Origin of the sequence: Pseudomonas sp. Marseille-Q0931, from assembly GCF_940789645.1 — a bacterium.
In the GTDB taxonomy this organism is placed as follows: domain Bacteria; phylum Pseudomonadota; class Gammaproteobacteria; order Pseudomonadales; family Pseudomonadaceae; genus Aquipseudomonas.
Map to the genome: position 1 here is coordinate 43,742 of NZ_CALNWT010000013.1, position 26,081 is coordinate 69,822.

At 64.2% G+C, this 26,081-nt stretch carries 15 protein-coding genes and 2 pseudogenes; 3 read left to right on the top strand and 14 right to left on the bottom strand.

Translation table 11 applies throughout. From position 1 onward, the window contains the following. Positions 1-162 precede the first annotated feature (162 nt). Positions 163-2,393: pseudogene (locus P3C50_RS19225) on the top strand (TonB-dependent receptor). A 78-nt stretch (positions 2,394-2,471) separates the two neighbouring features. Here the strand turns inward: P3C50_RS19225 and P3C50_RS19230 are convergent. The 12 genes and pseudogenes from P3C50_RS19230 to P3C50_RS19285 all read right to left on the bottom strand — a co-directional run bounded on the left by P3C50_RS19230 (position 2,472) and on the right by P3C50_RS19285 (position 18,313). Continuing rightward, positions 2,472-4,669 (bottom strand): annotated as a pseudogene (locus P3C50_RS19230) (TonB-dependent siderophore receptor). A gap of 277 nt (positions 4,670-4,946) precedes the next feature. Next, positions 4,947-6,056, bottom strand: coding sequence for an alpha-hydroxy acid oxidase (locus P3C50_RS19235; protein ID WP_275547185.1), 1,110 nt, complete (start codon positions 6,054-6,056; stop codon positions 4,947-4,949). Positions 6,057-6,074: 18 nt separating this feature from the next. After that, positions 6,075-6,743, bottom strand: a complete 669-nt coding sequence (locus tag P3C50_RS19240) for a Fe2+-dependent dioxygenase (protein ID WP_275547186.1) — start codon at positions 6,741-6,743, stop codon at positions 6,075-6,077. A 120-nt stretch (positions 6,744-6,863) separates the two neighbouring features. Continuing rightward, positions 6,864-8,027, bottom strand: a complete 1,164-nt coding sequence (locus P3C50_RS19245) for a type III PLP-dependent enzyme (RefSeq protein ID WP_275547187.1) — start codon at positions 8,025-8,027, stop codon at positions 6,864-6,866. A gap of 380 nt (positions 8,028-8,407) precedes the next feature. Then, complete coding sequence (locus tag P3C50_RS19250; RefSeq protein WP_275547188.1) at positions 8,408-8,686, bottom strand: DUF2218 domain-containing protein; 279 nt, start codon at positions 8,684-8,686, stop codon at positions 8,408-8,410. Further along, positions 8,670-9,473 carry an ABC transporter ATP-binding protein gene (locus tag P3C50_RS19255; protein ID WP_275547189.1) on the bottom strand — a complete coding sequence of 268 codons (804 nt, stop codon included), beginning with the start codon at positions 9,471-9,473 and terminating at the stop codon, positions 8,670-8,672. The genes P3C50_RS19250 and P3C50_RS19255 overlap by 17 nt, the downstream gene beginning before the upstream one ends. Then, complete coding sequence (locus P3C50_RS19260) at positions 9,470-10,507, bottom strand: FecCD family ABC transporter permease (protein ID WP_275547271.1); 1,038 nt, start codon at positions 10,505-10,507, stop codon at positions 9,470-9,472. The genes P3C50_RS19255 and P3C50_RS19260 overlap by 4 nt, the downstream gene beginning before the upstream one ends. Positions 10,508-10,518: 11 nt before the next feature. Further along, the gene (locus tag P3C50_RS19265) at positions 10,519-11,622 is read right to left on the bottom strand and encodes an ABC transporter substrate-binding protein (protein ID WP_275547190.1); all 1,104 of its coding nucleotides are present in this window, start codon (positions 11,620-11,622) and stop codon (positions 10,519-10,521) included. Beyond that, positions 11,622-13,577, bottom strand: a complete 1,956-nt coding sequence (locus P3C50_RS19270; RefSeq protein WP_275547191.1) for a TonB-dependent receptor domain-containing protein — start codon at positions 13,575-13,577, stop codon at positions 11,622-11,624. The genes P3C50_RS19265 and P3C50_RS19270 overlap by 1 nt, the downstream gene beginning before the upstream one ends. Before the next feature lie 88 nt (positions 13,578-13,665). After that, entirely contained in the window at positions 13,666-15,000 is a 1,335-nt protein-coding gene (locus P3C50_RS19275) for a sensor histidine kinase (RefSeq protein ID WP_275547192.1), read from the bottom strand. Next, a complete protein-coding gene (locus P3C50_RS19280) occupies positions 14,997-15,695 on the bottom strand; it encodes a response regulator transcription factor (RefSeq protein WP_275547193.1) in 699 nt (232 codons plus the stop codon). Before P3C50_RS19280 ends, P3C50_RS19275 begins: the two co-directional genes overlap by 4 nt. 89 nt (positions 15,696-15,784) lie before the next feature. Continuing rightward, on the bottom strand, positions 15,785-18,313 hold the full coding sequence (locus tag P3C50_RS19285; RefSeq protein WP_275547194.1) for a sulfite reductase flavoprotein subunit alpha: 2,529 nt from the start codon (positions 18,311-18,313) through the stop codon (positions 15,785-15,787). A gap of 239 nt (positions 18,314-18,552) precedes the next feature. On the opposite strand from P3C50_RS19285, the gene P3C50_RS19290 reads away from it, so the two are divergent. Then, on the top strand, positions 18,553-20,136 hold the full coding sequence (locus tag P3C50_RS19290; protein WP_197857617.1) for a peptide chain release factor 3: 1,584 nt from the start codon (positions 18,553-18,555) through the stop codon (positions 20,134-20,136). Between the two features lie 226 nt (positions 20,137-20,362). Here the strand turns inward: P3C50_RS19290 and P3C50_RS19295 are convergent, their stop codons facing one another. Continuing rightward, entirely contained in the window at positions 20,363-22,783 is a 2,421-nt protein-coding gene (locus P3C50_RS19295; RefSeq protein ID WP_275547195.1) for a membrane-bound PQQ-dependent dehydrogenase, glucose/quinate/shikimate family, read from the bottom strand. Between the two features lie 180 nt (positions 22,784-22,963). Between P3C50_RS19295 and cobB the strand changes: the two genes are divergently transcribed. Beyond that, complete coding sequence (cobB, locus tag P3C50_RS19300; protein WP_275547196.1) at positions 22,964-23,677, top strand: Sir2 family NAD+-dependent deacetylase; 714 nt, start codon at positions 22,964-22,966, stop codon at positions 23,675-23,677. Between the two features lie 117 nt (positions 23,678-23,794). On the opposite strand, the gene P3C50_RS19305 is transcribed toward cobB, so the two are convergent. Beyond that, the gene (locus P3C50_RS19305; protein ID WP_275547197.1) at positions 23,795-25,975 is read right to left on the bottom strand and encodes a hypothetical protein; all 2,181 of its coding nucleotides are present in this window, start codon (positions 25,973-25,975) and stop codon (positions 23,795-23,797) included. Positions 25,976-26,081: the final 106 nt, after the last annotated feature.

The following is a 26,081-nucleotide window of genomic DNA, read 5'->3' on the forward strand; positions in this document are numbered from 1 at the left end:
TTACAAAATTTACATCTGTCTGCAGCCCAGTAGCCGCGCCCTCTGTAGCTGAACCGAGTGGTCGTTGAAATCACCCGCGATTGAACCTTATATGCAAATCACTATCATCCCGGCCGTTTGCAACCGTTCCGCCTGCACTTTCTTACTGCCAGGAGTAGATCGATGTCCGCCCTCAATTCCCGTACCGCCTTGGCTAGCGCCATTGCTCTGGCCGCCAGCTTCGGCGCCCAGGCCAACGAGCCCATCGCCCTGGGCGACGTGGTCGTCAGTGCTTCCGGCTTCGAGCAGAAGATCACCGAAGCCCCCGCCAGTATTAGCGTGATCAGTCGCGAAGAGTTGCAGCAGAAGAGCTTCAGTAATCTCGCCGAGGCACTCGAGGATGTCGAAGGCATCGACGTACGCCAGGGCACCGGCAAGACGGGCGGTTGAACATCAGCATTCGCGGTATGCCTAGCGACTACACCCTGATTCTGATCGACGGCCGCCGCCAGAACACGGCAGGCAACGTCACGCCCAACGGTTTCAACGAGACTGCTACCAGCTTCATGCCGCCGATGTCCGCCATCGAGCGCATCGAAGTGATTCGTGGCCCGATGTCGACCCTGTATGGCTCTGATGCCATGGGTGGCGTGGTCAATATCATCACCCGCAAGGTAGCCAAGGAATGGGGAGCCAGCCTGAGCCTGGACCACACGTTCCAGGAAAACCGCGATTACGGCGAGGCCAGCAGCACCAGCCTCTACGCCAGTGGTCCGCTGATCGAAGGGCTGTTGGGGCTTGCCGTACGCGGCAGCCTGTATGACCGTGGCGAATCCGATCTGCAGTTCGATAACGACAGCACCGTCAGCAAACGCGGCGCATCGCCAGTCGAAGGACGCAATACCACTTTCGGTACTCGCCTGACGCTGACCCCGAACGAAGCCCATGATTTCGCACTCGATGTCGAACGCGGTCGCCAGGTCTACAACAACGACAATTGCCAACTCGGAAATCTGGATGGCAAGAACGGCGGCAGCGCCACCGATGGCTGTACAACCGATGCACCTTCACGTGCCAATGGTTACAAAGATGAACTGCGTTTCGAGCGAGACCAGCTAGCACTCAGCCATACCGGACGTTTCAGCTTCGGCACGCTGGAAAGCAGCATCACCCACAACACTACGGAAACCTTCGGTCGCACCATTCCAGGCAACCCGATCGGCAACGCGTACACCGGTTTTCCGTCGATCATCATCGGCGACGACCGCAAACTGAAGTCCACCGACCTGGTCGTCGATACCAAGTTGGTCGCTCCAGTCGGCGAATCGCATATCGCAACCGTCGGTGCACAGTGGTGGGACGCCAAGGTCACCGACGGCATCGCCGATGACGATTTCCAGCAAACCTCCTGGGCGCTGTTCGCAGAAGATGAATGGCGTCTACGTGACGACCTGGCACTGACGTTGGGCGCCCGCTACGAAGATCATGAGGCCTTTGGTGGTCATGTCAGCCCGCGCGCCTATCTGGTGTGGAATACCACGGATATGTGGACATTGAAGGGCGGCGTAAGCCGTGGCTACAAGACTCCGACACTCAATCAACTGCACAGCGGCATAAATGGCGTCACCGGCCAGGGCTCGACCATCACCATCGGCAGCCCCGATCTTGATCCGGAAATCACCACCAACACCGAGATCGGTGCTTACTACGACAACTTGTCCGACTTCAACGCCAACGTCACCCTGTTCCATAACAAATTCAAGGACAAGATCGACGACGGCACGCCTTTGGCCAACTGCTTCTACACTGCGAACCCGAACCAGCCAGGCTGCGTCAGTTACGGCTCGGGCTTCACTCAGGAGAACTTCTCCCAGAGCGTGAACATCGGCGAAGCCGTCACCAAGGGTGTCGAGGTTGCAGGTCGCTGGGAGTTTGCTCCAGCCTGGGCACTGGCCGTCAACTACACCTACACCGACAGCGAGCAGAAGAGCGGTATCAACAAGGGCGCGCCATTGACCAATACCCCTGAGCATATGGCTCATGCACGCTTGAGCTGGGCAGCCAATGATCGCCTGACGCTATGGTTCAAGGGTGAATATCGCGGCGAGCGTGCGCGGTTCACTGATCGCTACGAAAACCTGACTGCCGCGAACAAGGCCTTGTACGACGCAGCCGATGATCTGAAAGCCTACGAAGTCTTCCACCTTGGAGGTTCGTTCAAGGCCTCGGAGAACGTCACGGTCAGCGCCACGATCTACAACCTGTTCGACAAGGACTTCACCAGCGGTAGCTACTACACCACCAATACCGGCACTACCGGCTGGGCCTCCGACTATACGCAGATCGCCCAGTCGACCACCGGCACCCTGGAGGAAGGACGCCGCCTGTGGCTGTCGACTGTGATCGAGTTCTGACTCACGCCCCCCCAGGCAAAACGCCAGCCCCAGGGCTGGCGTTTTGCATTGCGGACTACGGAAACAAGCGGTGAGTGCTTAGAAGCTGTAAGTCGCCGAGAGGATGGCCGAGCGACCATCGCCGTATTCGATAGCCGAAGACCGGTTGTCGGCACCGGGCGTCTGGCGCACGCGCTCGACGTAGTCCTCATCGAACAGGTTGTTGAGGTTCAGCTGCAGATCGAGATTGTCGTTGACCTGGTAGCCGACCATGGCGTTGTGCAGCCAGTAGGCGTCGAGCTTGGCGCCGCCACTGGAGCTGACGTTGCGTTCGCTGACATAGCGCGCACCATAGCCGAGACTCCAGCCGGCCGGCAGTTGATAGGAGGTCCACAGGTTGAACGAACGTGGCGGGGTATTGGCCAGGGCCTGACCTTCGCGCGCGATACCGGCAGCGGTGTCGGATGCCTTGAGCGTTTCGCTGCTGAGCACCGTGTAGTTGGCGAATACATCCCAGCGCTCGGTGATGTGACCGGTCATACCCAGTTCGATACCGTCAACGCGCTGCTCGCCAGCAAGCTGGTACTGCCGTCAAGCATGGTTTCACGGGCGTTGGTCTTTTCCACACGGAAGATCGCAGCATCCAGCTCCAGGCGACGGTCGAGCAGCTCCCACTTGGTCCCCAGCTCCCAGGTCTTGTTCTTTTCCGGCGCCAGATCGGCCGTCGCGGCCGAAACGCCACCGCCGGTCGTCACCAGGTTCTCGGCCGAGGGGTTGAAGGAGGTGCCGTAGGCCACGTAGATCCGGCCATTGTCAGCAGGTTTGTAGACCAGCCCAACGCGCCCGCTGAGTTCCTCATCGCGTGTGTCCAGCTTGGTCAGGGTACCGGCCGGCAGTGCGGTGCTCTTGTAGTCACCCTCCACCCAGTCGTAGCGCAGCCCCAGGCTCAGGTCCCAGTCCGGACTCAGGGCGATGGTGTCAAAAACGTACACTGCCTGGTTGTCGAGACGGGTCGAGTTGTCGGCTGTCAGTGTCTTGTTCGCCGCTCCGTTCCAGTAGCCCGGCGGATTACCCAGCGGGTAGCCGCCGGCTGGATAACCGTCCAGGCTGTGGTTGTAAACCAGCAGGTCGTAATTCTCCCGGGAGATTTCCACACCAGTGGCCAGGCTGTGCAGCAGGCCGAAGGTTTCGAAGTCGGCGCGCAGGTTGGTCTGGTTGATCAGCATCTCGCTGTTCACGTCACGCCCATAGGCCTGCGGCCCGGCAGGCAGGTAATTGCCAGCCGGCACACCGGTGATGTTGACGTGGGAGGCGGAAACCACCGTATTGCGGTCGATCTGACTGTAGCGGGTGAGGTTTTGCAGGCTCAGGCTGTCGTTGAAGCTGTGCTCCAGCTTGATGGTGAAGGAGTCGGTCCGGATGTCGTCCTTGTCCAGGTTCTTCCAGCCGAAGTAAGCCTCGCGATCAACGCCGGCGATCTTCTTGCCATCGCGCGCCGGTACACCATAGTCCGGCAGGATGTCGTCCGTCTGATGGAAGTAGCTGAAGGTCAGGCGGGTGTCTTCGCTCAGCCCCAGAGCCAGCGATGGCGCGATACCCCAGCGCTTGCGGTCGATTTCGTCACGGCCCGGTATGTCGTTCTCGTGGGCCATCAGGTTGAGGCGAAAGGCGCTGTCGGTACCGATACCGTCGAGGGTCTGGTTACTGTCCAGCGTCAGTCGATGATAGCTGTCGGTGCCCAGGCCGGCGCCGATGCGGGTGAAGTCGCGCTGCACGGGCGCCTTGGTCACCTGATTGATGCTGCCGCCCGTAGTGCCGCTGCCGCCGAACACCGAGTTCGGCCCCTTGATGACCTCAACGGACTCGATGTTGAAGGTGTCGGTACGGTTGGTCTGCGCGCTGTCACGCAGGCCGTCGATCTGCATGTTGGCGTTGGCGCTGAAGCCACGGATGTTGATGCTGTCACCAGAACCACCGCCGCCCTCCCCGGCAGTAAAGGTGATACCGGAGACGTTCGACAGCACCTGGCGCAGGCTCAGCGCCTGCTGCTCGGCGATTACCTTCTGCGGTACCACGGTCACGGTCTGCGGGGTATCCAACAGCGGTGCGGTGTATTTGACCGAGGATGCCGACTCGGTCTTGTAATCCCCGTCACGTTCACCCTTGACGGTGACACTGTCGAGTTTGACCGAATCGTCGGCCAGGGCCGGCAGGGTCAGCGTGGCGACGGCCAGGCCGACGGCGGTGGCGAGCAGGCGCTTGGTAGGCAGAGCATGCAAATTATTCTTGGCACTCATCGAGAATACGCACTCTTAATTATTGATAATTATTTACATTCGATCGCGCATTAACTCTCTTACGAATCCGCGCGCCGACGCCCAGCCAGCAGACCTGCACGAGGCCAGCAGCTAAAAGCGAACGTATATTATTTGTAAATAATTCAAAGTCAAATAAGAAGCACTCTTAAATGAATTCCTATTTATCGATGGCTCGTGCGCCTCGCGCAGCCAGCTTTTCGCAAAGCCGACCAACCACTGAGGGCCCCCGTCGAATAGGCTCTGCGCAGGCGCCCGCTCAGTGTTGGGACCGAGTGAAGATCAGCTGCGGGCCGATACTGGCGAGGTCCCTGCAGCCGGTCAGTGCCATGGCTACTTCCAGTTCGGCGCGCAGAATCTGCAGTACATGCGCCACCCCCAGAGCACCGGCCGTGGCCAGGGCGAAGACACAGGGCCGGCCCACCAGCACGGCATTGGCACCCAGCGCCAGCGCCTTGAGGACATCGGTGCCACGACGCACGCCGCCGTCGAGCAGCAGAGGAATGCGGCCCTGCACTACTGCCGCCACCTCCGGCAGTGCATCGATGGTCGCCGGCAGGCTGTCAAGAGTACGTCCGCCATGATTGGAGACGATCAGCCCGTCGACTCCGGCTGCCAGCGCCTGCTCGGCATCGGCAGCGCCCAGGATCCCCTTGAGCAGAATCGGCAGGCGAGTCTGCTCTCGCAGCCAGGCCAGGTCGCGCCAGGTCGGCGCCGCCGCCAGCAACGGACCGCCGAGCAGCAGACTATCGCCAGGCGGGGCGCCACTGGGCTGCGGGCGCATTCCCCGTAGATTGACCGCCTCAATACCGGGCGGCAGAACGAAACCTGCGCGCTGCTCGCGGTTGCGAATGCCGCTCACCGGCGCATCCACGGTGACCACCAGAGCGCGGTAGCCGGCCGCCTCGGCACGACGTATCAGCGCTACGGTGAAGTCGCGGTCGGCCTGGATATACAGCTGAAACCACAGCGGCGCCTGCGCCTGTGCAGCGATGGCCTCCAGTTCGACGCTGGCCTGGGTGCTGACCAGCATGCCAGCTCCCATGGCACCGGCGCCCAGCACGCATGCCAGTTCGCCGTCCGGGTGAGCGAGCTGCTGGTAGGCCACCGGAGCGACGAAGATCGGGTGAGCAAAGTCATCGCCGAACAACCGAAGGCGCGTGTTCCCTCCCTGCAGGTCCTGCAGGACCCGGCTGCGCAGGCGCAAGCGGTCGAAGGCCTGGCGGTTGTCCTGCAGGGTCAGCTCATCGGCTGCGCCTCCGGCCAGATAAGCCCAGGCCTGCTCGCCGAGGCGCTCGCGGGCATAGGCGCTGTAATCGGCCACGGCAGCGATATCGGCAGGAATCTGTGCCAGCTTGGGCGAGGACATAGGGGTACTCCCGGCGCTTCAGGTTTGCGACCATTGCCGCAGCAGGTTGTGGTAGATGCCGGTCAGTCGCAGCAGTTCGGCGCTGTCCGGTACCTGCTGACGCAGCGCCTGGATGCTGTCATCGAGCTCCAGCAGAACGCTGCGCTGATCATCCTGACGCACCAGGCTCTGCACCCAGAAGAACGAGGCCAGACGGGCACCACTGGTCACCGGTTCGACGCGATGCAGGCAGCCACTGGAATAAAGCACCATGTGCCCGGCCGGCAGTTTGATGCGCCGGTCCTGCATCACCAGTTCACCGCCGTCGTATTCGTGCGGTTCGCTGAAGAACAGGGTAGCCGAGAGGTCCGCGCGAATACGATGCGCAGTGCCCGGTACGCTGAAGATGGCATTGTCGATGTGATCGCCGTATTGGCCGCCGCCGGCATACCGGTTGAAACGCGGCGGCACCACCTTGAGCGGCAGCGCGGCAGCCATGAAACGCGGATGGCGGCTAAGACAGTCGAGCAGAAAGTCGCCGAGCTGGGTCACCAGTGGATCGTCCTGCGCCAGTTGCTGATTGCTCTTGGCCTGTATCGCCTGATGCCCGGCACTGATTCGCCCGTCCTGCCAGTTTGCCGCTTCGAGCGCGGCACGGTACTGACGCAACTGCTCGGCGTCGAGCACGTCAGGGATGATCAGCAGCATGCGCCCTCTCCACAGGTGTAAGGTGATAATGATTCTAAATAGCTTGCGCAACAAACAACAGTCACGGCGGCATAAATGAAAACGCCCACACAAGGTGGGCGTATTCAGTTTGCGTGGGCCTTACAGGTAGTAGGACTTCAGCGGCGGGAAGCCGTTGAATTCCACCGCGCTGTAGCTGGTGGTGTAAGCACCGGTGGACAACCAGTACAGGCGGTCGCCGCTGGCCAGGTTCAGCGGCAGGCCGTACTTGTAGTTCTCGTACATGATGTCGGCGCTGTCGCAGGTCGGGCCGGCGATCACTACCTCTTCCATCTCGCCCTTTTTCTCGGTCCAGATGGGGAACTTGATGGCTTCGTCCATGGTTTCGATCAGGCCGCTGAACTTGCCCACATCGGCATAGACCCAGCGCTCGACCGCAGTACGCGATTTGCGCGCCACCAGCACCACTTCCGAGACCAGTACGCCGGCGTTGGCGATCAGCGAGCGGCCCGGCTCGAGGATGATTTCCGGCAGTTCGTCACCGAAGTCTTCCTTGAGGAAGCGGGTGATTTCTTCGGCGTAGGTTTCCAGGTCGTTGGTGCGCTGGATGTAGTTGGCCGGGAAGCCGCCGCCCATGTTGATCATCTGCAGGGTGATGCCGTCTTCTTCCTTGAGACGCTCGAAGATCACCTTGACCTTGGCGATGGCGGCGTCCCAGACGTCGATGTCGCGCTGCTGGCTGCCTACGTGGAAGGAGATGCCGTAAGGCACCAGGCCCAGTTGCTTGGCCAGGATCAACAGGTCCAGGGCCATGTCCGGCTGGCAGCCGAACTTGCGGCTCAGCGGCCAGTCGGCGCTGGTCGAGCCTTCGGTGAGGATGCGCACATAAATCTTCGAACCCGGCGCTGCCTTGGCGATGTTGCGCAGGTCAGCCTCGGAGTCGGTGGCGAACAGGCGCACGCCCTTGTCGAAGAAGTAACGGATATCACGGGACTTCTTGATGGTGTTGCCGTAGCTGATGCGCTCCGGGCCAACGCCGGTTGCCATGACCTTGTCCAGCTCGTAGATCGAGGCGATGTCGAAGCTCGAGCCTTTGTCACGCAGCAGCTCGATGATCTCGGTGGCCGGGTTGGCCTTGACCGCGTAATAGATCTTGGCGAACGGGAAGCAGTTGCCCAACTGATCGTAGGCGTCACTGATGATCTGCCGGTCGATCACCACGAACGGGGTTTCGTGCTGATCGGCGAACGCCTTCATGCGCTGGAAAGTGGCGGGTGCGTAGTAGTCTTCGACCTTGATCGACATGCTGGGGACTCCATTGGCAAAACCGGGAACACATTGATTCGGGCAGCAGAACCGCTTGCAGGTTCCGCCACGTGTCGGGGCTGGCCGCGCCATGCGCCGGCCTGAACGTCTGACAGTTTCCCCACTTTGGTTCGCCTACTTCCCAAGGCATGTCGCCGAGCATCACCGGTACCGACCTGGCCGGCCGGCAACCTCTCGTCGTCAGTACTTGAGCCGGATGGATCGTTTCCAGCATGGACGTTCGGGCGCGGACTTTAAGACCATGCGCCGCGCAGATCAACCGGAAATTCTGCCTAATTTCGTCTCGTTCCGGATATCACACAAAACGCCCTGAAATGCTGAACAGGCGGGGCTTTCAGCCAGTTTGGCGCAGCCGTGTTTCAGTGCCATTGCAGCACCAGCTGATCCAGCTGAGCGAAGCCCTGCAAATGTCGCCAGATGACCTCCTGCAACTCCTCGAGTTCGGCTGCGCTCGGCGCCGTGCAGGCCAGATGCAAGGCCTGCTCATCGGCGCGCAACACGCACTCGCCGATGGAGAAACGCAGCAGACCTTCCTGCTCGCTCCAGCGCGCCTCGATCTTGTGCGAAAAATGTTTGCACAGGCGGCCAAGCAGGCGCGGCGCCTGGGTGCAGGTGAACGAGCTATGACTGTTCGGCATGATCGGTTAATTCCTTGAGCAGTGGACGGTCGGCCAGCACCAGTGCCTGACCGAGGGAGCAATGTTCGATACGCGCCTCGATGCCATAGGCGCGGCGCAGCCAGGCGGTGTCCAGCACCTTGTCGGCTACACCGAAGCGGTACCCCCCGCCCGGCGCCAGCAACAGTAGATGAGTACAGAAACGCAGCGCCAAGTTAAGGTCATGGCAGGCCACCAGGGCGATGGTGCGTTCAGTGCGGCAACGCTCGGCGACGCAGTCGAGCACACGCAGTTGCCAGTGCAGGTCGAGCGCACTGGTGGGCTCGTCGAGCAGCAGCAGGTGCGGCTCACCAACCAGCGCCTGCGCCAGGCCGAGCAGTTGTCGCTGCCCGCCGGACAGACGATCCATGCGCTGCAGGGCCAGATGCTCGATGCCCAGGCGCTGGAGAATGGCTTCGACCCGCGCCGCCAGCTCGTGCGAGGCAAGCTGCGGACAACGCGCCCGCGTGGCCGCCAGCAGGCTTTCGTACGCCAGCAGCGACACCGCCTGCGGCAATTGCTGCGGCAGGTAGGCCACCTTCGCCTGCTGGCGCCAGGGTGGCACGCCGCTCAAGACCGCTTCGCCCAATCGCGCCACGCCACCGCACGCCTGCAGACCGGCAATGGCGCGCAGCAGCGACGACTTGCCGACACCATTGGGGCCGAGCACGCCAACCAGGCTGCCCGCCTCGACGGCAGCCAGGGTCAGGTCCTGCAGGATGCTGCGCGCGCCATAGTTCAGCCCCAACCCCTCGATCAGCAGGCTCATAGGCTGCTCCCCCGCGCCAGGATCAGGCCGATGAACAGCGGCACGCCGACCACTGCGGTGACCAGCCCCACCGGCAGGATCACCCCGGGCAGCAACGCGCGGCTGGCCAGGGACGCCAGCGACAGCAGCAAGGCTCCGGCCAGGGCGCTGCCGGGCAGGTAGAAACGATGATCCTCACCCAATAGCAGGCGCGCCACGTGCGGGCCGACCAGGCCGATGAAGCCGACCTCGCCGACGAAGGCCGTAGCCACGCCGGTGAGCAAACTGACCCGCAGCAATACAAAGGTGCGCAAACGGCCGACGCGAATGCCCAGGCTGCGCGCCTGCTCCTCGCCGCCGCGCAGGCTGGTCATGGCCCAGGCCTGGCGCAGCGCCAGCGTCAGGCAGACAGCCAGCACGATAGCCACCAGCGCCACCCGCTGCAGATCGGCGCGGGCCAGGCTGCCAAGGGTCCAGAACACGATCTGCTGCAGCGCATCGGCATCGGCGAGAAACTGCAGCAGCCCGACCAGCGCATTGATCCCGAACAGCAGGGCGATGCCGAACAGCACCAGGGTGTGCAGCGCCTCGCCCAGCATCCGCGCTACCAGAAGCAGCAGCAGGCAGGAAATGAACGCGCAGACGAAGGCCGCCAGCGGCAACAGCAGATCGGCGCCCAACCCGCCGATAGCGGGCCGAAACAGGATCACCAGCGCCGCGCCCAGCGTCGCGGCCGCGCCCACGCCGAGAGTGAAGGGGCTGGCCAGCGGATTGTTCAGCGCCGTCTGCATTTCGGCGCCGGCCAGGCCCAGGCTGGCGCCGACCACCAGCGCCATCAGCGCGTAGGGCACGCGGATATCGAAGATGATCACCGCCTGCGACGGTTCGAGGTGCTGCGGCTGCAAAAGCCCGCGCGCCACATCCCACCAGCCCAGGCCCGCCGGTCCGGTGGCCAGGTCGGCAATGAAGCTGGCCAGCAGCAGTGCCGCCAGCACGCCGAGGCACGCCCAGCGCCGCCAGAGCGTGCGGCGATAGGCGCGGTTCAGCGTCTGCATAGCGTGCGCGCTCACAGGCTGATCCAGTACTGGCCGTCCAACGCTACGGGCTGGAACTGGCCGTAGAAGGTTTCCAGCGTGCGCCGCGGATCGAGATCGGCGAAGGCTTGCGGATGCAGCCATTTGGCGAAGACCTGCACCGCCACCACATTGAACGGGCTGTTGTAGAAACCATGCCAGATGGCATGCACCTGCCCGTCGCGCACCGGAGCCAGATGCTGCAGGCCGCCGCGGCTGACCAGGCGCTGCAACGAGGCGCGCGCCGGATCGGCGTCGACCCCAGGGCCGAGGGCGATATAGGACGCACCCGCAGCCAGGCTATCGGCCGAACCCACGGCGCTGGCGATATACAGCTGCGGCGGTTGGCTGAGCAGCAGCTCCAGACTCAGGACGCCGGCATGCCCGGGCAGACGCTCACGGGCGATATTGTCGCCGCCGGCCTCGACCAGCAGATCGGCGAACATGCCGCGCGCCATGCTTTCGCAGCAGCCCTCGCCAAGTCCGGCGCGGCTGTGCAGAAACACCTTGGGCCCAGCGCCTTGCGGCAGCCGCTCGCGCACCGCGGCCAGGGCCTCGGCATGCGCGGCATTGAACGCTTCGGCACGCGCCTCGCGGCCCAGCGCGCGGCCAAGCAGCGTCATGCTGCGCGGCGTGTTGGCCAAAGGCTGCTCGCGAAAATCGACGAACAGCACCGCAACACCGGCGCGCTGCAACTGCTCGATCATCCGCCCCTGGGTGCTCCCGGGGCCATGCCCGGACAGGCTGAAGATGGCCAGGTCAGGGCGCAACGTCAGCACCTGCTCGAGGCTGAAAGTATCGGCCGCGCCCTGGCCAATGCGCGGCACCTTGGCCAGGGCGGGAAAGGCCTGCTGGTATTGCCGCGCGCTGCCCGGATCGACCAGCGCCAGGTCGGCCGGCATGCCCACCAGACGCTCCAGCAGTTGCTCGTCTTCGAGGATGGCCAGCACCGGCAGCAGGCGCCCTTCACCGAGCACGATGCGCTCGACTTTGTCGGGCACCTCGACCTCGCGCCCGGCCAGGTCAGTCAACACCTGTGCCTGCACCGACGCCAGCGAGGCCAGTCCCAACAAGACGCCAAGAATCAACCGCTGCATCAGATACGCCACGCAACCCCCAGACGCAACTCACGCCCCGGCTCGTAGGAGCCGCGCACGATGCCGTAGCCGGGAATATGGGTGAAGTCCTCGTTGCTGGCGTGATCCAGGTACTGCTTGTCCAGCAGGTTCTTCAGGGTCAGGGTGAGGGTCAGCTGCTCCGGCAGCGCCTGCCATTCGGCGTAGAGGTCATGCACGCCGTAGCCCGGCTTGGAGACGTCACCATCGATCGTATGCAGCTTATCGATACCGCGCACGAAGCGGCCCTGCCAACCGACGGTCAGGCTATCGCTGGCACGGTAGTCGGCGAAGGTCGTCCAGGTATTGCCCAGGCTGGTGCCGAGGCCGTTGTGCTCGTAGGCGTTGAGTCGCCGATCATCCAGGCGGGCGATGTTGCGATGGAAGCTGAGCCCCAGGCTGACCTGCTGCCAGTGATAGGCGCCTTGCAGCAGCACGCCCTTGGTTTCCAGGTCACCTAGGTTGCGATACAGGTTGGCCCGCTCAGGCGTATAGGAAATGGCATCGCGGATGTGCGTGACATAGGCCTTGCCCATGAACTCCAGGCCACCCAGGCGGTAGTCGAAGCCGACCTCCTCGGTGCGCGCCTTCTCCGCTTTCAGGCTGGGGTCGTTGCCGGCCACGTCGAGCTTGAACGCATCGCGAACCTGCGGGCCGCGCAGCGCTTGGGAATGCCCGGCGAACACCGCCAGTTCGGGGGTGAGTTGGTAGCGCAGGCTCAGGTTGGGGCTGAACCCCTCTTCCTTGAACGTCTGCTTGTCGCGGTCGTCCAGCTCATAACGGTCATAGCGCAGACCTGCGTTGAGCAGCAGGCGCGACGTGATCTGGTAAGCGTCCTGCACGTAGAAGCCAAGCACCTCCCCGTTCTCATCGTCCAGTTCACGGTCGCCTTCCGGGCCCAGGGTGGTGCGATCGTCGCGGTAGTCCACGCCGTAGGTCAGCTTGTGCGCGGCGAAGCGGCTGGTATTGCGCAGGTCGAAGCCGCTGCTGCGGGTTTCACCGAAATACAGACCGAAACGACCATCCTGCTGCAGCTCGTTGGTGGTGTAGTAGGTGGTCAGCTCGAGGTCGAGCAGGTCGTTGTTCAGCGGTTGCAGGGCGTAATTGAGCGTCCAGGTTTCACGCTCGGTCTGCAATGGATACGCCGCATTGCGCGGCACCGAGACCACCCACTGCGGACGTTGCGGGCGCTCGCCTTCATCGAGACGGCGCTCGTAGCTCAGGCGCAGGGTCTGCGCTTCATCGAGCTTGCCGACCAGCTTGGCGTAGCCGAACTTCTGCCGTGCGCCAGTGCCGAGCACGTCGTCGTTGTTGCCGTCCTCGTAATCGTTCTGATCCTGATAGCTGGCCATGGCCAGCGCCGACCAGTTTTCATTGAAACGACCGAACACGCTGGCGCTGCTCCTGTAGCCCTCGCCATTGCTGAAGTAACCCGTCTTGAGCAGCGCGCCGAGCTGCTCGCCTTCGCGCAGCAGGTCATCCGGGTCCTTGGTGACGAAGCGCACCGCGCCGCCCAGCGCCCCCGCCCCGGCGGTGGCATCACCGGTACCGGCCTGCACTTCCGCGCGCTTGAGCAACTCCTGCTCGATGCTGATGCGACCAGTGTGGTGGAAGGTCTGCCCCGGCTGGCTGGCACCGTCGATGGTGATGTTCAGCAGCGTGTCTTCCAGACCGCGCAGGTAGAGTTTCTGCGCAGCCGTGGAGCCGCCGGCTACCGCTACCTCGGGGTTGGATTCGAACACTTCCTGCAGGTCGCTGGCCTGGTAACGCTCGAGCTGCTCGGCCTCGACGCTTTCGCTGCGGTCCAGCGCGGCGGCGGTGATTTCCTGGGCGTCCAGCTCCAGCAGAGACTCGGCACTGTGCGCATGCGATGCGCCGAGCAGACCTCCGAAGGTCATGGCGCCGAGCAGGCTCAGGCGGTAAGGGCAACGCTGCATGTTCAATCCTCCCCGAAAGAAATGTGAATACTTCGCATTTGCGAATTTTCATCACATGCCTTGCGCCAGGGAATCACTTTTACAACTGTTACACCGCCGTGCGTGGCAACCGAATGTCCATGAGCAAGCCGCCGCCACTGCGATTGCTCGCACGGATACTGCCGCCGGTAGCATTGACCTGGCGCTGCGCCAGGGCCAGGCCGAGCCCGAAGCCGGCGCGCTCGCTGCCGCCGCGAAAGAACGGCTGGAAGATGCGTTCCAGCCAGTGCTCGGCGACCCCTGGCCCCTGATCGGCGACCGTCAGCGACCAGTCGCCGCCTGTCTCCTGCAGGCAGACCTCGACCTCACCACCGGCCGGCGTGTGGCCCAGCGCATTGCGCACCACGTTCTCGATGGCCTGGCCCAGCGCCCGGCTGCTGCTGCCGTGCAGCGGTGCGCTGTCCGGTGTCTGGCAGGTGATCGTTCGATCGGGATATTCGAAACGCGCATCGTCGAGGATGCTGTCGATCAGCTCGGACAGATCCAGGTTCTCGTCGCGCAACTCGGGACGTTCGTTCTCCAGCCAGCTCAGGGTCAGGGCATCCTCGACCAGGCGGCGCATACCGGCGCAGTCCTCGCGAATGCGTTCGAGCAAGCCTTGGCTGCCGCCGTTCTGTTCGGCCAGGCTGACCGCCATCTCGATGCGCGTCAGCGGCGTGCGCAGCTCATGGGACATGTCCGCCAGGCGCTGGCGCTGGTCGATGATCAATTGGCCGGTGCGCTCGGCCATCGCGTCGAAGGTGTCCGCCAGGCTGGCCAGCTCATCGTTGCGCGAGCCGAGCAGCGAGCGCACGCGCACGTCCAGACGGCCGTCGCTGAACTGCCGGGTGGCCTGCTCCAGGCGACTCAGCGGCTGCATCAGGTGGCGATAGAGGATCAGGCAGAGAATCACCAGCAACACCAGCGGCACCACCAGTTGCAGCAGCAGCTTGGCGTAGTGCCAATACAGGCCGGGACGCATGCGCTGCGGCAACTGGATGAGAAAGTGCGCGCTGCCGTCGCTGAACGGAATGTCCATGATCGGGTTTTCCTGGAAGTACAGGTGAATCTTCCAGCTCAGATCCCGGCCCAGACCGAAACTGTCGGTGAAGCGCCGCGACAGCTCGCTGCCGGCCAGCGGCCGCACCTCGGCCTCGACCAGCGCCGCCCAGGTCTGCTCCTGCTGCTGCAGGGTATCCAGCCAACGCCCCAGCGCGGCATGGTCGCCGGAGCGATACATGGCTTCGGCCTGCTGGGCGTAATGACGCAAGGTCTGCTGGTGCTCGGCATCGATGAAGCTCATGCGCTCCTCGGTCTGCCAGGCGACACGGGCGATGATCCAGAACAGCACCACGCTGCCCAAGGCGATGACCAGGCACAGCTTCCAGAACAGGCGCCGGTTCATGTGAAGGCGTAGCCGCGGCCGTGCAGCGTCTGCAAGCGGTCGGCGCCGAGGCCGGCTTCGGCCAGGCGGCGGCGAATGCGGCTGACGTGCATGTCCAGGCTGCGGTCGTACTGGCTGTACTCGCGCTCCAGCGCCATGCGGTACAGATAGGGCTTGCTCAGCGCCTCGCCACGATGGCTGACCAGCAACCAGAGCAGACGGAACTGCAACGGCGTCAGCGCCAGGTCGCAGTCGCCGACCCGCGCCTGCTGAGCGTGGCGGTCCAGCTGCAACTCGTCGACCTGCAACTGCTGCGCCTGGCCGCCGCGCGTGCCCTCCTGCGGGCGCGTGCGGCGCAGCACGGCGTCGATGCGCAACTGCAGCTCGGTGATGTTGAAGGGCTTGGGCAGGTAGTCATCGGCACCGTGGCGCAGGCCACGAATGCGCTCCTCCTCGGCGCCACAGGCGGTGAGCATGATCACCGGGGTCTGCTGTTGCTCACGCAGGCGCCGCAACACGGAAAACCCATTGACGTCCGGCAGCATCACATCGAGCAACAGCAGATCCGGCGACTCGCGCAGCGCCGTCTCCAGGCCCGCCTCGCCCAGATGGCAGGCGCTGGTGGCATAACCCTGACCGCGCAGCAGCTCGCCTAGCTGAGCGGCCAGGGTGCGATCGTCCTCGACGATCAGGATGCGAGCCAGGCTGGCAGTCATGTGGCTTACTCAGGGCGATGTAGGCGAATGATTCTCATATATAAAAATCACTTCGGCAACTTCCCCCCGCGCATCGTGGCCAGTTCGGCTCAATACACGTCGCGGCGATAGCGACCTTCCTCGACCAGATACTGCACCGCCTCGTCGCCGAGCAGTTCGCGCAGTGCCGCATCGACGCCACCGGCCATGCCCTGCAGGCTGCCGCAGACGTAGATGGCAGCTCCTTCGGCCAGCCAGGCGTGCAAGCGTTCGTGCCGCTCGCGCAATAGATCCTGTACGTAGCGCTTGTCGGCCTGGTCGCGGGAGAACACCGAATCCAGGTGCTGCAGCTCGCCTGCCTCCAGCGCCGCCTGCAGCTCGTCACCACAAAAGAAATCGCAGGCGCGATTGCGCTCACCGAACAGCAGCCAGTTACGCCCCTGCCCTGCCAGTGCGCGCGCGCGCAGCAGCGAGCGCAGCCCGGCCAGACCGGTGCCGTTGCCGATCAGAATCAGCGGGCGATCATCATCCGGCAGATGGAAACCGCTGTTGCGCCGCACTCGCGCCAGCAACTGGCCGCCGTCGGGCAGGTGCTCGGTCAGCCAGCCTGAGCCCAGGCCGAGACGGCCATCGGCTTGCACCGCCTGGCGCACGATCAGTTGCAGCACACCATCGGCTGCCACCGAGGCGATGGAATATTCACGCGTACCCAGCGGCACCAGCGCGTCGACCAGCGCCTGGGCATGCAGCCCAACCAGATGGGCGAAGCTTTCCGGCAGCTGACGCTCGGCCAGCGCTTCGCCCAGGCTGCTCGCCTGGCCATCGAGCACCACCGGTTCGAGACCGTCGAAGCCCGAATGCTGCAGCCAGGTCTGCACGGCAGCGGCGTCGTGACGCGGACGGATCTCCAGGATGTCGCCAGCCTGCCAGGCGCTCTGCTCGGGCGGCGTCAGGCCGAGCAGGAATACCGGCGCGCCCTGGCTGCCAGGGTTGAGCAGGCGCCGCTCGTTCAGCGTCCAGTTCTGCCAGGGCGCCTCCTCGAAGCGAACCGGCGCAGCGCCGGTCAGGTCACTCAGATGCTGTTGCCAGCGCTGCAACGCGGCCTGGTCGGCGCCATCGACCTCGACGCTGTCGAACAGGCGCTGCGCGCCCTGCAAACCCAGCCAGTCGTTGATACGCCGGGCAAAGCCACAGAAGTGCTGATACTGCCGATCGCCCAGGGCCAGCACGGCATAGCTCAACTGATCGAGCGGCAGCGAGGCGCCAAGCACCTTGCGCTCGAAACCCAGGGCCGCGTCCGGCGCTTCACCATCGCCGAAGGTGCTGACCACGAACAGCGCCTTGCGCGCCTGGCGCAGGCTGTCGGCATCGACGCGCGAAAGCGGCTCGACCCGCACCGGGATACCGGCGGCCTGCAGTTGCCCGGCGCTCTGCCAGGCCAGTTGCTCGGCAAAACCGCTCTGGCTGGCGAAACCGACCAGCCAACCGCCTGCCGCATCATCCCCCTTGAGCGAGCCTCGTGCGGCCAGTGCCGCGCGCTTCTTGCGTCGGCGATCCAGATACAGCAGCCAGCCGGTGATGAAGAACAGTGGCATGGCCGCCGTGGCCAGCATCATCAGGATGCGCCCCGGCAGGCCGAAGTACTCACCGACATGCAGCGCGTAGACGCTGGCCAGCAGCTGCGCCTTGAAGCTCTTGTCGACGTAGCGTTCGTGACGGCTGATTACGCCGCTCTGCGGATCGATCTGGAACTGGTTGAATGCGCTTACGTGGTCGGCATCGTCGAGCATGTACAAGACCGTAGCCGGCTGCCCCGCTACCGGCGACAGGCGCAGGTTCCAGGCGATCAGCTTGGGCCCCGCTGCCTGCTGGATGCTCTGCCACATGGTGTGATAGTCGACTTCGGGCAATGCACCGTTGGGCATCTCGCGGCCACCGCGACCACGGCCTTCGCGTTTTTCCGGTGGCGTATCGGAAAGCAGGTGCGTCAGCCCCTCGCGGTACCAGTCATAGGACCAATACAGGCCTGTGAGCCCGGCGCACAGATAGAACAACAGCGCCCAGGTACCGGCGACAGCATGCAGGTCCCAGTTGAAACTGCGGCCTTTCCTCTTCCAGTCCAGGGTCAGCCAGGTGCGCCAGCTCAGCGCCTTGCGTGGCCAGCGCAAATAAAGGCCGGACAGGCAAAAAAAGAGCAGCGCCAGGGTACTGGCAGCCGTAATCTGCTTGCCCACCTCGCCCATGGACAGGAAGCGGTGCAGCATCAGCATCAACTGGAAGAAGTCCTGGCCGATCGGCTTGGCCAGCACCTCACCGGTGTAAGGGTCGAACACGATGCGCGGCCCGCGCCGCTCACCCGGTGGAGGGGAAAGAAATGCCATGCCTGGCCCGTCGTGCCGACCATCGACCCACAACCCGGTGACGCGGTCAGCGGTGGCCGTCTCGATCCGCGAAGCCAGCTCGGCCGGAGTCAGGTGCCCCTGCTCGCTGGGCTGGATCTGCCAGCGCTCTGCGTTAAGCGCCCGGATGATCTCGCCTTCGAAGCTATAGAGGGCGCCAGTGATGCCCATGATAGCCAACACCAGACCGCCACTGATGCCAAAGAACCAGTGCAACTGGAAGATGATTTTCTTCAACACGACGGAGCCACCCTTACCCTGACCCACTGCGACGGGCGGCTACTCTATATGGGAATAATTTTCATAACCATTCTTTTACGCGATATTTACGCATCGCCCGATTGGCCCAACCTGCGTTGCCTGTCAGCGCGACGCAAACCCGATGGCCGTGCCTCCGCCAGCGCCCGCAGTTATCGGTATAATCGCCAGTTTTCCGGACGCCTGAGGCGCCCTCAACGATTCAATCCAGGCACATATTCATGACCACCCAGGCCGCCGAAGTCGCCAAGCGCCGTACCTTCGCCATCATTTCCCACCCGGACGCCGGTAAGACCACCATCACCGAGAAGCTGCTGCTGATGGGCAAGGCCATCGAAGTCGCCGGTACCGTGAAGTCGCGTAAATCCGACCGTCATGCCACCTCCGACTGGATGGAGATGGAGAAGCAGCGCGGCATCTCCATCACCACCTCGGTGATGCAGTTCCCCTATCGCGAGCACATCGTCAACCTGCTCGACACCCCCGGCCACGAAGACTTCTCCGAGGACACCTACCGCACCCTGACCGCGGTAGACAGCGCGTTGATGGTGCTCGACGGCGGTAAGGGCGTCGAGCCGCGTACCATCGCCCTGATGGATGTGTGCCGCCTGCGTGATACGCCGATCGTCAGCTTCATCAACAAGCTCGACCGCGACATCCGCGATCCTATCGAGCTGCTCGACGAGATCGAGGCGGTGCTGAAGATCAAGGCCGCGCCGATCACCTGGCCGATCGGCTGCTACAAGGACTTCAAGGGCGTCTACCACCTGACCGGCGACTACATCATCGTCTACACCCCGGGCCACGGCCACGAGCGCACCGAAGCCAAGATCATTCAGAACCTCGACTCCGATGAAGCCCGCGCGCACCTCGGCGACATGTACGAGCGCTTCGTCGAGGAGCTGGAGCTGGTGCAGGGCGCCTGCCACGAGTTCGAGCCGGATGCCTTCCTCAAGGGCGAGATGACCCCGGTGTTCTTCGGCACCGCACTGGGCAACTTCGGCGTCGACCATGTGCTCGATGCCGTGGTCGACTGGGCGCCGCGCCCGCTGCCGCGTGCAGCCAACGAGCGCAGCGTGGAGCCGACCGAGGAGAAGTTCTCCGGTTTCGTGTTCAAGATCCAGGCGAACATGGACCCCAAGCACCGCGACCGCATCGCCTTCATGCGCATCTGCTCGGGCAAGTACACCCAGGGCATGAAGATGCGCCACGCCCGCCTGGGCAAGGACGTGCGCGTCGGCGACGCCCTGACCTTCTTCTCCAGCGAGCGTGAGCACCTGGACGAAGCCTATGCTGGCGACATCATCGGCCTGCACAACCACGGCACCATCCAGATTGGTGACACCTTCACCGAAGGCGAAAGCCTGGGCTTCACCGGCATCCCGCACTTCGCCCCGGAACTGTTCCGCCGCGTGCGCCTGAAGGACCCGCTGAAATCCAAGCAGCTGCGCCAGGGCCTGCAGGAACTGGCCGAAGAAGGCGCCACCCAGGTGTTCTTCCCCGAGCGCAACAACGACATCGTCCTCGGCGCCGTCGGTGTGCTGCAGTTCGACGTGGTCGCCAGCCGTCTGAAGGAGGAATACAAGGTTGAGTGCGCCTACGAGGCGGTCAACGTCTGGTCGGCGCGCTGGATCGAATGCAGCGACGAGAAGAAGCTCAAGGAATTCAAGGACAAGGCCTATGAGAACCTCGCCGTCGACGGCGGCGGCCACCTCACCTACCTGGCCCCGACCCGCGTCAACCTCAGCCTGATGGAAGAGCGCTGGCCGGAAGTGAAATTCCGCGCCACCCGCGAGCATCACTAATAGCGGACAAGGCCCGTTCTACGGCAATGCTGTTCACATAGGGGATGGGGGGAACGTGGTCAGTCCCCTCGCCCTCCTGGGGAGAGGGCTAGGGAGAGGGGAAAGACCGCGGCTCTGCGCTACTTTCAGCCCTCTCCCCCAACCCCTCTCCCATAAATGGGAGAGGGGAGCTAAGCGCACACGGCCCTAAATGAACCGCATCACCGCTTAGTGGGCCTTGTACCCGCTACTCCTCTTCCTCCAGCGTCCAGGCAACCAGCGAATCGCCCATGCGCGTGCCGAACGAGCCGTGCCCGCCGGCCATTACCACCACGTACTGCTTGCCGGTCTTTTCAGAAACGTAGCTGATGGGCGTGGCCTGGCCGCCTGCCGGCAGTCTGTCCTTCCACAGTTCCTCGCCGGTGCGCATGTCATAGGCGCGCAGGTAGTAGTCCAGCGTGCCGCTGAGAAAGCCCAGGCCGCTGGCTGTAATCAGCGGGCCACCGAGGTTCGGCACGCCGACGGTCAGGGGGATGCCCAGCGGCGCGCTGTCGCGGCTGGTACCGTTCTTGCGCTGCCAGACCTTGTCCATGCTGCGCAGGTCAACCGCCGTGACATAGCCCCATGGCGGCGCCTGGCAGGGCAGCCCCAGCGGTGACAGAAAGGGTTCCAGGCTGACCATGTAAGGCGCGCCGAGGTTGGGTTGCAGACCCACTTCGCTGCCACCGGAACCGGCCTGCCCGCCGCCCTCCTCACGCTTGACCAGACGCGAGACGAACGCCAGGTAATTGGGCGCGCCGAAGAGGATCTGCCGCTGCGGGTCAATCGCCACCGAGGGCCAGTTGAACACCCCGACGTTGCCCGGATAGATCAGCGAGCCCTGCTCCGATGGCGGGGTGAAGTCGCCCTCGTAACGCAGGCGGTGGAACTGGATACGACAGATCAATTGGTCGAACGGCGTACCGCCCCACATGTCACGCTCGTGCAGCGGCTCATCGGGCGCATAGGTAAGCGCGGAGACCGGCTGGGTCGGCGCGGCGAAGTCGCCTTCCACCGTGCCCTGCGGGACCTGTCGCTGGTTGACCGGCACGATGGGCTCGCCACTGCGCCGATCGAGCACGTACAGATCGCCGCGCTTGGTCGCCTGGATGATCGCCGGCACCGGCCCCTCAGGACCTTCGATGTCCACCAGGCTGGGCTGCGATGGCAGGTCGCGGTCCCAGAGGTCATGGTTCACCGTGCGGAACTCCCAGCGCACCCGTCCGGTTTCCAGATCCAGCGCCACCAGCGCCGCAGTGAAGCGCTCGGCCTCGGGGCTGCGCTCTACCGCCCACTGGTCAGGCGTCTGGTTGCCCATGGGGATGTACACCAGGCCCAGCGCCTCGTCCGCCGTGGCGATGGTCCAGGAGTTGGGCGTGCTGCGCACGTAGGTCTCGCCATCGGCCAGCGGCTCAGTGGCTTCGGGACGACCGGGATCGAAGTTCCATATCAGCTCGCCGCTACGCACGTCGTAGGCGCGGATCACCCCACCCGGCGAGTCCACCGAACCGTTGTCGGTGATCGAGCCACCGACGATCACCAGCTTCTCGGTCACCACCGGCGGCGAGGTGGGCAGGTAGACGCCCAGCGCGTCATCACCCAGGCCAACCTTGAGATCGACCATGCCGGCCTCGCCGAAATCCTCGCAGGGCTTGCCGTCGTGCACATCGAGCGCGTACAGCGTGGCATCGTTGGTCGGCAGGAACAGGCGCTGAGTGCAGCGCGGCGTCGCCGCCGGCGATGGCTCCGGCGCCGCGCCATCTTGCGTGGCAATCGGCGCACCGCGGTACGCTGCAGCATCGTGATAGGCCAGGCCGCGGCAGGTCATGTGCTGGTAGTAGTCGGCCTGGCGGTTGATCGCCGGGTCGAAGCGCCAGCGCTCCTCGCCGGTGTCGGCGTCGACCGCGATGGCGATGCTGTGCGGCGTGCAGATGAACAGGTTGTCGCCGACCTTCAGCGGCGTCACCTGGTTGGTGATCTCGCCGGGGTCGCCCTCGCCAGGCAGGTCGCCGGTGTGAAACTCCCAGGCCTTCTTCAGCCGCCCAACATTGGCCGTGGTGATCTGCTCCGCACTGGCGTAGCGCTCGCCACGCGACGAGCCACCGTAGGCAGTCCATTCGCTGGCCGAACGGCCGGCTGGTACCCCTTCAGCAGCGGCCATGCGCGGCTCGTCGAAACGGCCAGGCAGGCGGTGATAATCCTGCGTCAGCGAATAAACCGCCATGCCCGCGCCGAGCAGCAGGCCGATACCCAGCACCACGCTGGCACCATCACGCCAGGGCTTTTCAGGCGCTATGTGCCGGTTGATCCAGGGCAGCAACAGCCACAGACCGAACACGCACCAGAGGTCGATACGCGGCGCCATCTGCCACCAGTCGAAGCGCACCTCGTAAATCGTCCAGGCCAGGCTCGCCAGCAACACCAAGGCATACAGCCACAGCGCCGCACGCTGACGGCGATGCATCAGCACACCCACCAGCAGCAGGCCGAGGCCGGCCAGCAGGTAGTACCAGGAACCACCCAGCCACAACAGATAGGCGCCACCGAGCGCCAGCAGCGCACCCAGAACAACGGCCGCCCAGGCCGTCAGGGTGATGCGCAGAGGTTTTGCGTTGTTGTTCTCAGTCATCGCTCGCTCCCCGAACCACTGCCCCGTCCAGACCAGGGCCGTGATCTGTGGATACGAAGTGATGGTGAGAGTTCAGCGATTCTGTCGCGCCAGGAATGACAAGCAGCCTGCCTGGCCCTCCCCCACATCGCCCGTGTTGGCATAAAGTGGCGCCTGACCCCGACCCGCCCTGGAGCAGCAATGACCCACCCGAACATCGTCATCCTGACCGGCGCGGGTATCTCCGCCGAGAGCGGCATCCGCACCTTCCGCGCCGCTGATGGGCTCTGGGAAGACCACCGCATCGAAGAGGTGGCCACGCCCGAAGGTTTCGCCCGCGATCCGGCACTGGTGCAACGGTTTTACAACATGCGCCGCGCCCAGCTGCGCGATCCGGCCATTGCGCCGAATGCCGGGCATCTGGCCCTGGCTGAGCTGGAGGCCAGCTGGCAGGGCGAGTTCCTGCTGGTCACGCAGAACGTCGACAACCTGCACGAGCGCGCCGGTTCCAAACGCTTGCTGCACATGCACGGCGAGCTGCAGTCGATGCTGTGCAGCAACTGCCAGCAGCGTTTCCCGTTACTGGAAGACATGCCGGTCAGCCAGGCGTGCACCTGCTGCGGCAAGGTCGGTACCTTGCGCCCGGATATCGTCTGGTTCGGCGAGATGCCCTATCACATGGAGCGCATCCATGACGCGCTGGAGCAGTGCGAGCTGTTCGTCAGCATCGGCACTTCGGGCCATGTCTACCCGGCAGCGGGTTTCGTCGAGCAGGCGCGCCGCGCCGGCGCGCATACGCTGGAGATCAATCTGGAGCCGAGCCAGGGCCATTCTCTGTTCGCCGAGAAACGCTACGGCCCGGCTACCGAACAGTTGCCGCGCTGGGTGGCACAGCTGTTGGCTAGCTATACGTAGGGCGGGTGTAACCCGCCAAAACACAAATGGCCGACTAAGCATTCCACCCGTAGGAGCGGCTCCAGCCGAGAACAGCTTTCGCGGCTGAAGCCACTCCTACGCGAGCAGGGGCAATGTTCAGCCTGCCGCATCCTGAACGGGCGCCGCCGCTTCGGCCGGCACCTCGGGTTCCGGACTGAACGCGCCATTGTTCCAGGCGTAGTAACCCACAGCTAGCGCCAGCAGCAGCGCGATGACCCAAGGCCACAGCACCGGCTTGTTGGCGTAGGGATCGCGCAGCGCACGGTCGCTGCCCTTGGGTAGTTCCGCCATCTGAGTGAGCGCGGTGCCGAAGGGAATGCTGATACGCGCCTTGGCGTTCACCGCCCAGCCATTGGCATCGAGAATCGGCCCCAGGCTGCGGCGGTGCAGTTTGAACCACGCCAGCAGCATGGCCGGGCCGGAAATCGCCAGCAGCACGCCGAGCAGCAGCAACGGTACCTGCCACCACGCCAGCGACAGGATGCCCGTGACCACCGCCGCCAATGCCGTACCCAATGCGCCGACCGCCAGGCCGATGGCCGCGAAGATACCGGCGAACTTGGCGATATCGAACGCGGGTGTCGATGCCGCCGCTGGCGCTGCCCCGGTTTCCCCAACCTTGGCGGCGGTCTTGTTGACCATGTCGGCATCGCGGCTGGCGGCGAGCTTCTGGACCTGATCGGAAACCAGCTTGGAAACGCGTCGATACGGCGACCAGAACGCCTCGCGAATGCTGATCGCGTTCTGCACCACCTTGACCACCGTGGCATCCCAGTCATTGCCGTCGCGGTCGTAGAACAGGCCATGGCGCCCGGCTTGCATATCGCCCTCGCTGCCGGCAGTCAGCGCCACCACGATGTTCAGGGTCTCCTTGCCACGCACCGGCTCGCCACGGCGCGTGCAGGCGCAGTAGAGCAGGAAGCAATCACTGGCTGCTGCAATTTTGGCGTGAGCCTCGACGTTGTCGACCTCGACCACCAGCTCGCAGCTCTTGCCGTCGATATACAGTACGCCGGCCTGGAAGACGGCTTTCTCGTGCCGCGAATAGAAGGCCTGGAAGGACACGAAGTTGCGCAGCAACGTGACCAGGCCGTGACGCAGGCGAATCAGCTTGTCCAGCTCGACCAGGCCGTCCGCCGCCTCGGCCACGGTCTTGTCCTCTTCCACCAGCGCCAGCAGACGCGCCTCAGCGCCCTGCTCCACCAGTTCAAGGATACGCCCACGCTCCAACACATCGGCAATCGCCACCTTCGGCGTCTCGGCGCGCCAGGCCAGGTAGTTGCTGCACAGCGCGACCAGATGCTGCCACTGCTCGCGCGACAGGCTGTCCTGCTCGCCGTAGACCGGCACCACCACACGCTGGTGGAACTCGTCGATGGCGCGCTGCCAGGCCGGGTTCAGGCCCTTGCCCAGCGGCAGCTCGTCGCCATGCTGCACCACGGCCAGCGGCAGGCCAGCTACTTCGCCGGCATCGGCCAGCGACAGCGAGGCTAGACGCACCAGCTCTTCTTCCTGGGCGTTCATCAGTGCCGCCGCACGCGGATCGAACTCGGCCATGGCCACGCGGGTGAAATAGTCGTCGATCTTGCCGCGCACTGCGCTCAGCGCCTCGACCGCCGCCACCGTACCCTCACCAAAGGCGTCCAGCCCCTGCTCGGCAGCGCGGGCATGCCAGGCATGCAGCTGGCGCGCCTGATCGAAGAAGGCAGTGATCTGCTCGGCGCCGATGGCCGGCTCGCCGCTGCGGTCAGTTTGCGCGCCGAGGCAGGCGATAATGTCGGCGATGGCGGCCTTGAGCTCGGCATCCTCGGTCAGGGCTGCCGGCACCAGGCCGTCGCCATTGGGCTGCTGCGGCGGGAACAGCTGCGCCAGATCGGCGGTATCGAGCGGCGTCAGGCTGTCGCCATCAGGCCGCCCGAGCACGCCCAACAGGCGCTGCGCGGCCAGACGCAGGTGCCCGCCCACGGCATCGTCAGTGAGCGAGGAAAGCTGCAGCGGCCCGTCCTCAAACAGCACGGAGGGGTCACGCAGACGCGCCAGCGTCCAGTCCACCACATCGAGAATTTCCGGCGCGCGGATACGACCGTCATTGTTCAGGTCGATGTACTGCAGCATGCGCCGATCCAGCTCCAGGTTGTTCACCGGACAGGCCAGGCTGGCCCAGAGTTTCTGGTCAAGGCCGCGCAACGCGGCGAGGTCGGCGGGGGTTTCCAGTTGCACCTGGTCGAAGCCGCCAGCACGGAAGAAGCGCCAGCGATGCGCGAGAGCTTGAGTCATCTACAAAAGATCCTTTCTTTGTGAGGGCGACTGCGCCAGGGAGCCGGCGATGATCCATCGCTGCGCATCGACGCACGGACCATTCAACAGACTCCTGCTTTCCAGG

Coding starts and splice junctions, on each gene's coding strand:
- P3C50_RS19235 (WP_275547185.1), bottom strand. CDS start 6,056: ATGTCCTCGCCCAAGCTGGCACAGATTCCTGCCGATATCGCTGCCGTG.
- P3C50_RS19240 (WP_275547186.1), bottom strand. CDS start 6,743: ATGCTGCTGATCATCCCTGACGTGCTCGACGCCGAGCAGTTGCGTCAG.
- P3C50_RS19245 (WP_275547187.1), bottom strand. CDS start 8,027: ATGTCGATCAAGGTCGAAGACTACTACGCACCCGCCACTTTCCAGCGC.
- P3C50_RS19250 (WP_275547188.1), bottom strand. CDS start 8,686: ATGCCGAACAGTCATAGCTCGTTCACCTGCACCCAGGCGCCGCGCCTG.
- P3C50_RS19255 (WP_275547189.1), bottom strand. CDS start 9,473: ATGAGCCTGCTGATCGAGGGGTTGGGGCTGAACTATGGCGCGCGCAGC.
- P3C50_RS19260 (WP_275547271.1), bottom strand. CDS start 10,507: ATGCAGACGCTGAACCGCGCCTATCGCCGCACGCTCTGGCGGCGCTGG.
- P3C50_RS19265 (WP_275547190.1), bottom strand. CDS start 11,622: ATGCAGCGGTTGATTCTTGGCGTCTTGTTGGGACTGGCCTCGCTGGCG.
- P3C50_RS19270 (WP_275547191.1), bottom strand. CDS start 13,577: ATGCAGCGTTGCCCTTACCGCCTGAGCCTGCTCGGCGCCATGACCTTC.
- P3C50_RS19275 (WP_275547192.1), bottom strand. CDS start 15,000: ATGAACCGGCGCCTGTTCTGGAAGCTGTGCCTGGTCATCGCCTTGGGC.
- P3C50_RS19280 (WP_275547193.1), bottom strand. CDS start 15,695: ATGACTGCCAGCCTGGCTCGCATCCTGATCGTCGAGGACGATCGCACC.
- P3C50_RS19290 (WP_197857617.1), top strand. CDS start 18,553: ATGACCACCCAGGCCGCCGAAGTCGCCAAGCGCCGTACCTTCGCCATC.
- P3C50_RS19295 (WP_275547195.1), bottom strand. CDS start 22,783: ATGACTGAGAACAACAACGCAAAACCTCTGCGCATCACCCTGACGGCC.
- cobB (WP_275547196.1), top strand. CDS start 22,964: ATGACCCACCCGAACATCGTCATCCTGACCGGCGCGGGTATCTCCGCC.
- P3C50_RS19305 (WP_275547197.1), bottom strand. CDS start 25,975: ATGACTCAAGCTCTCGCGCATCGCTGGCGCTTCTTCCGTGCTGGCGGC.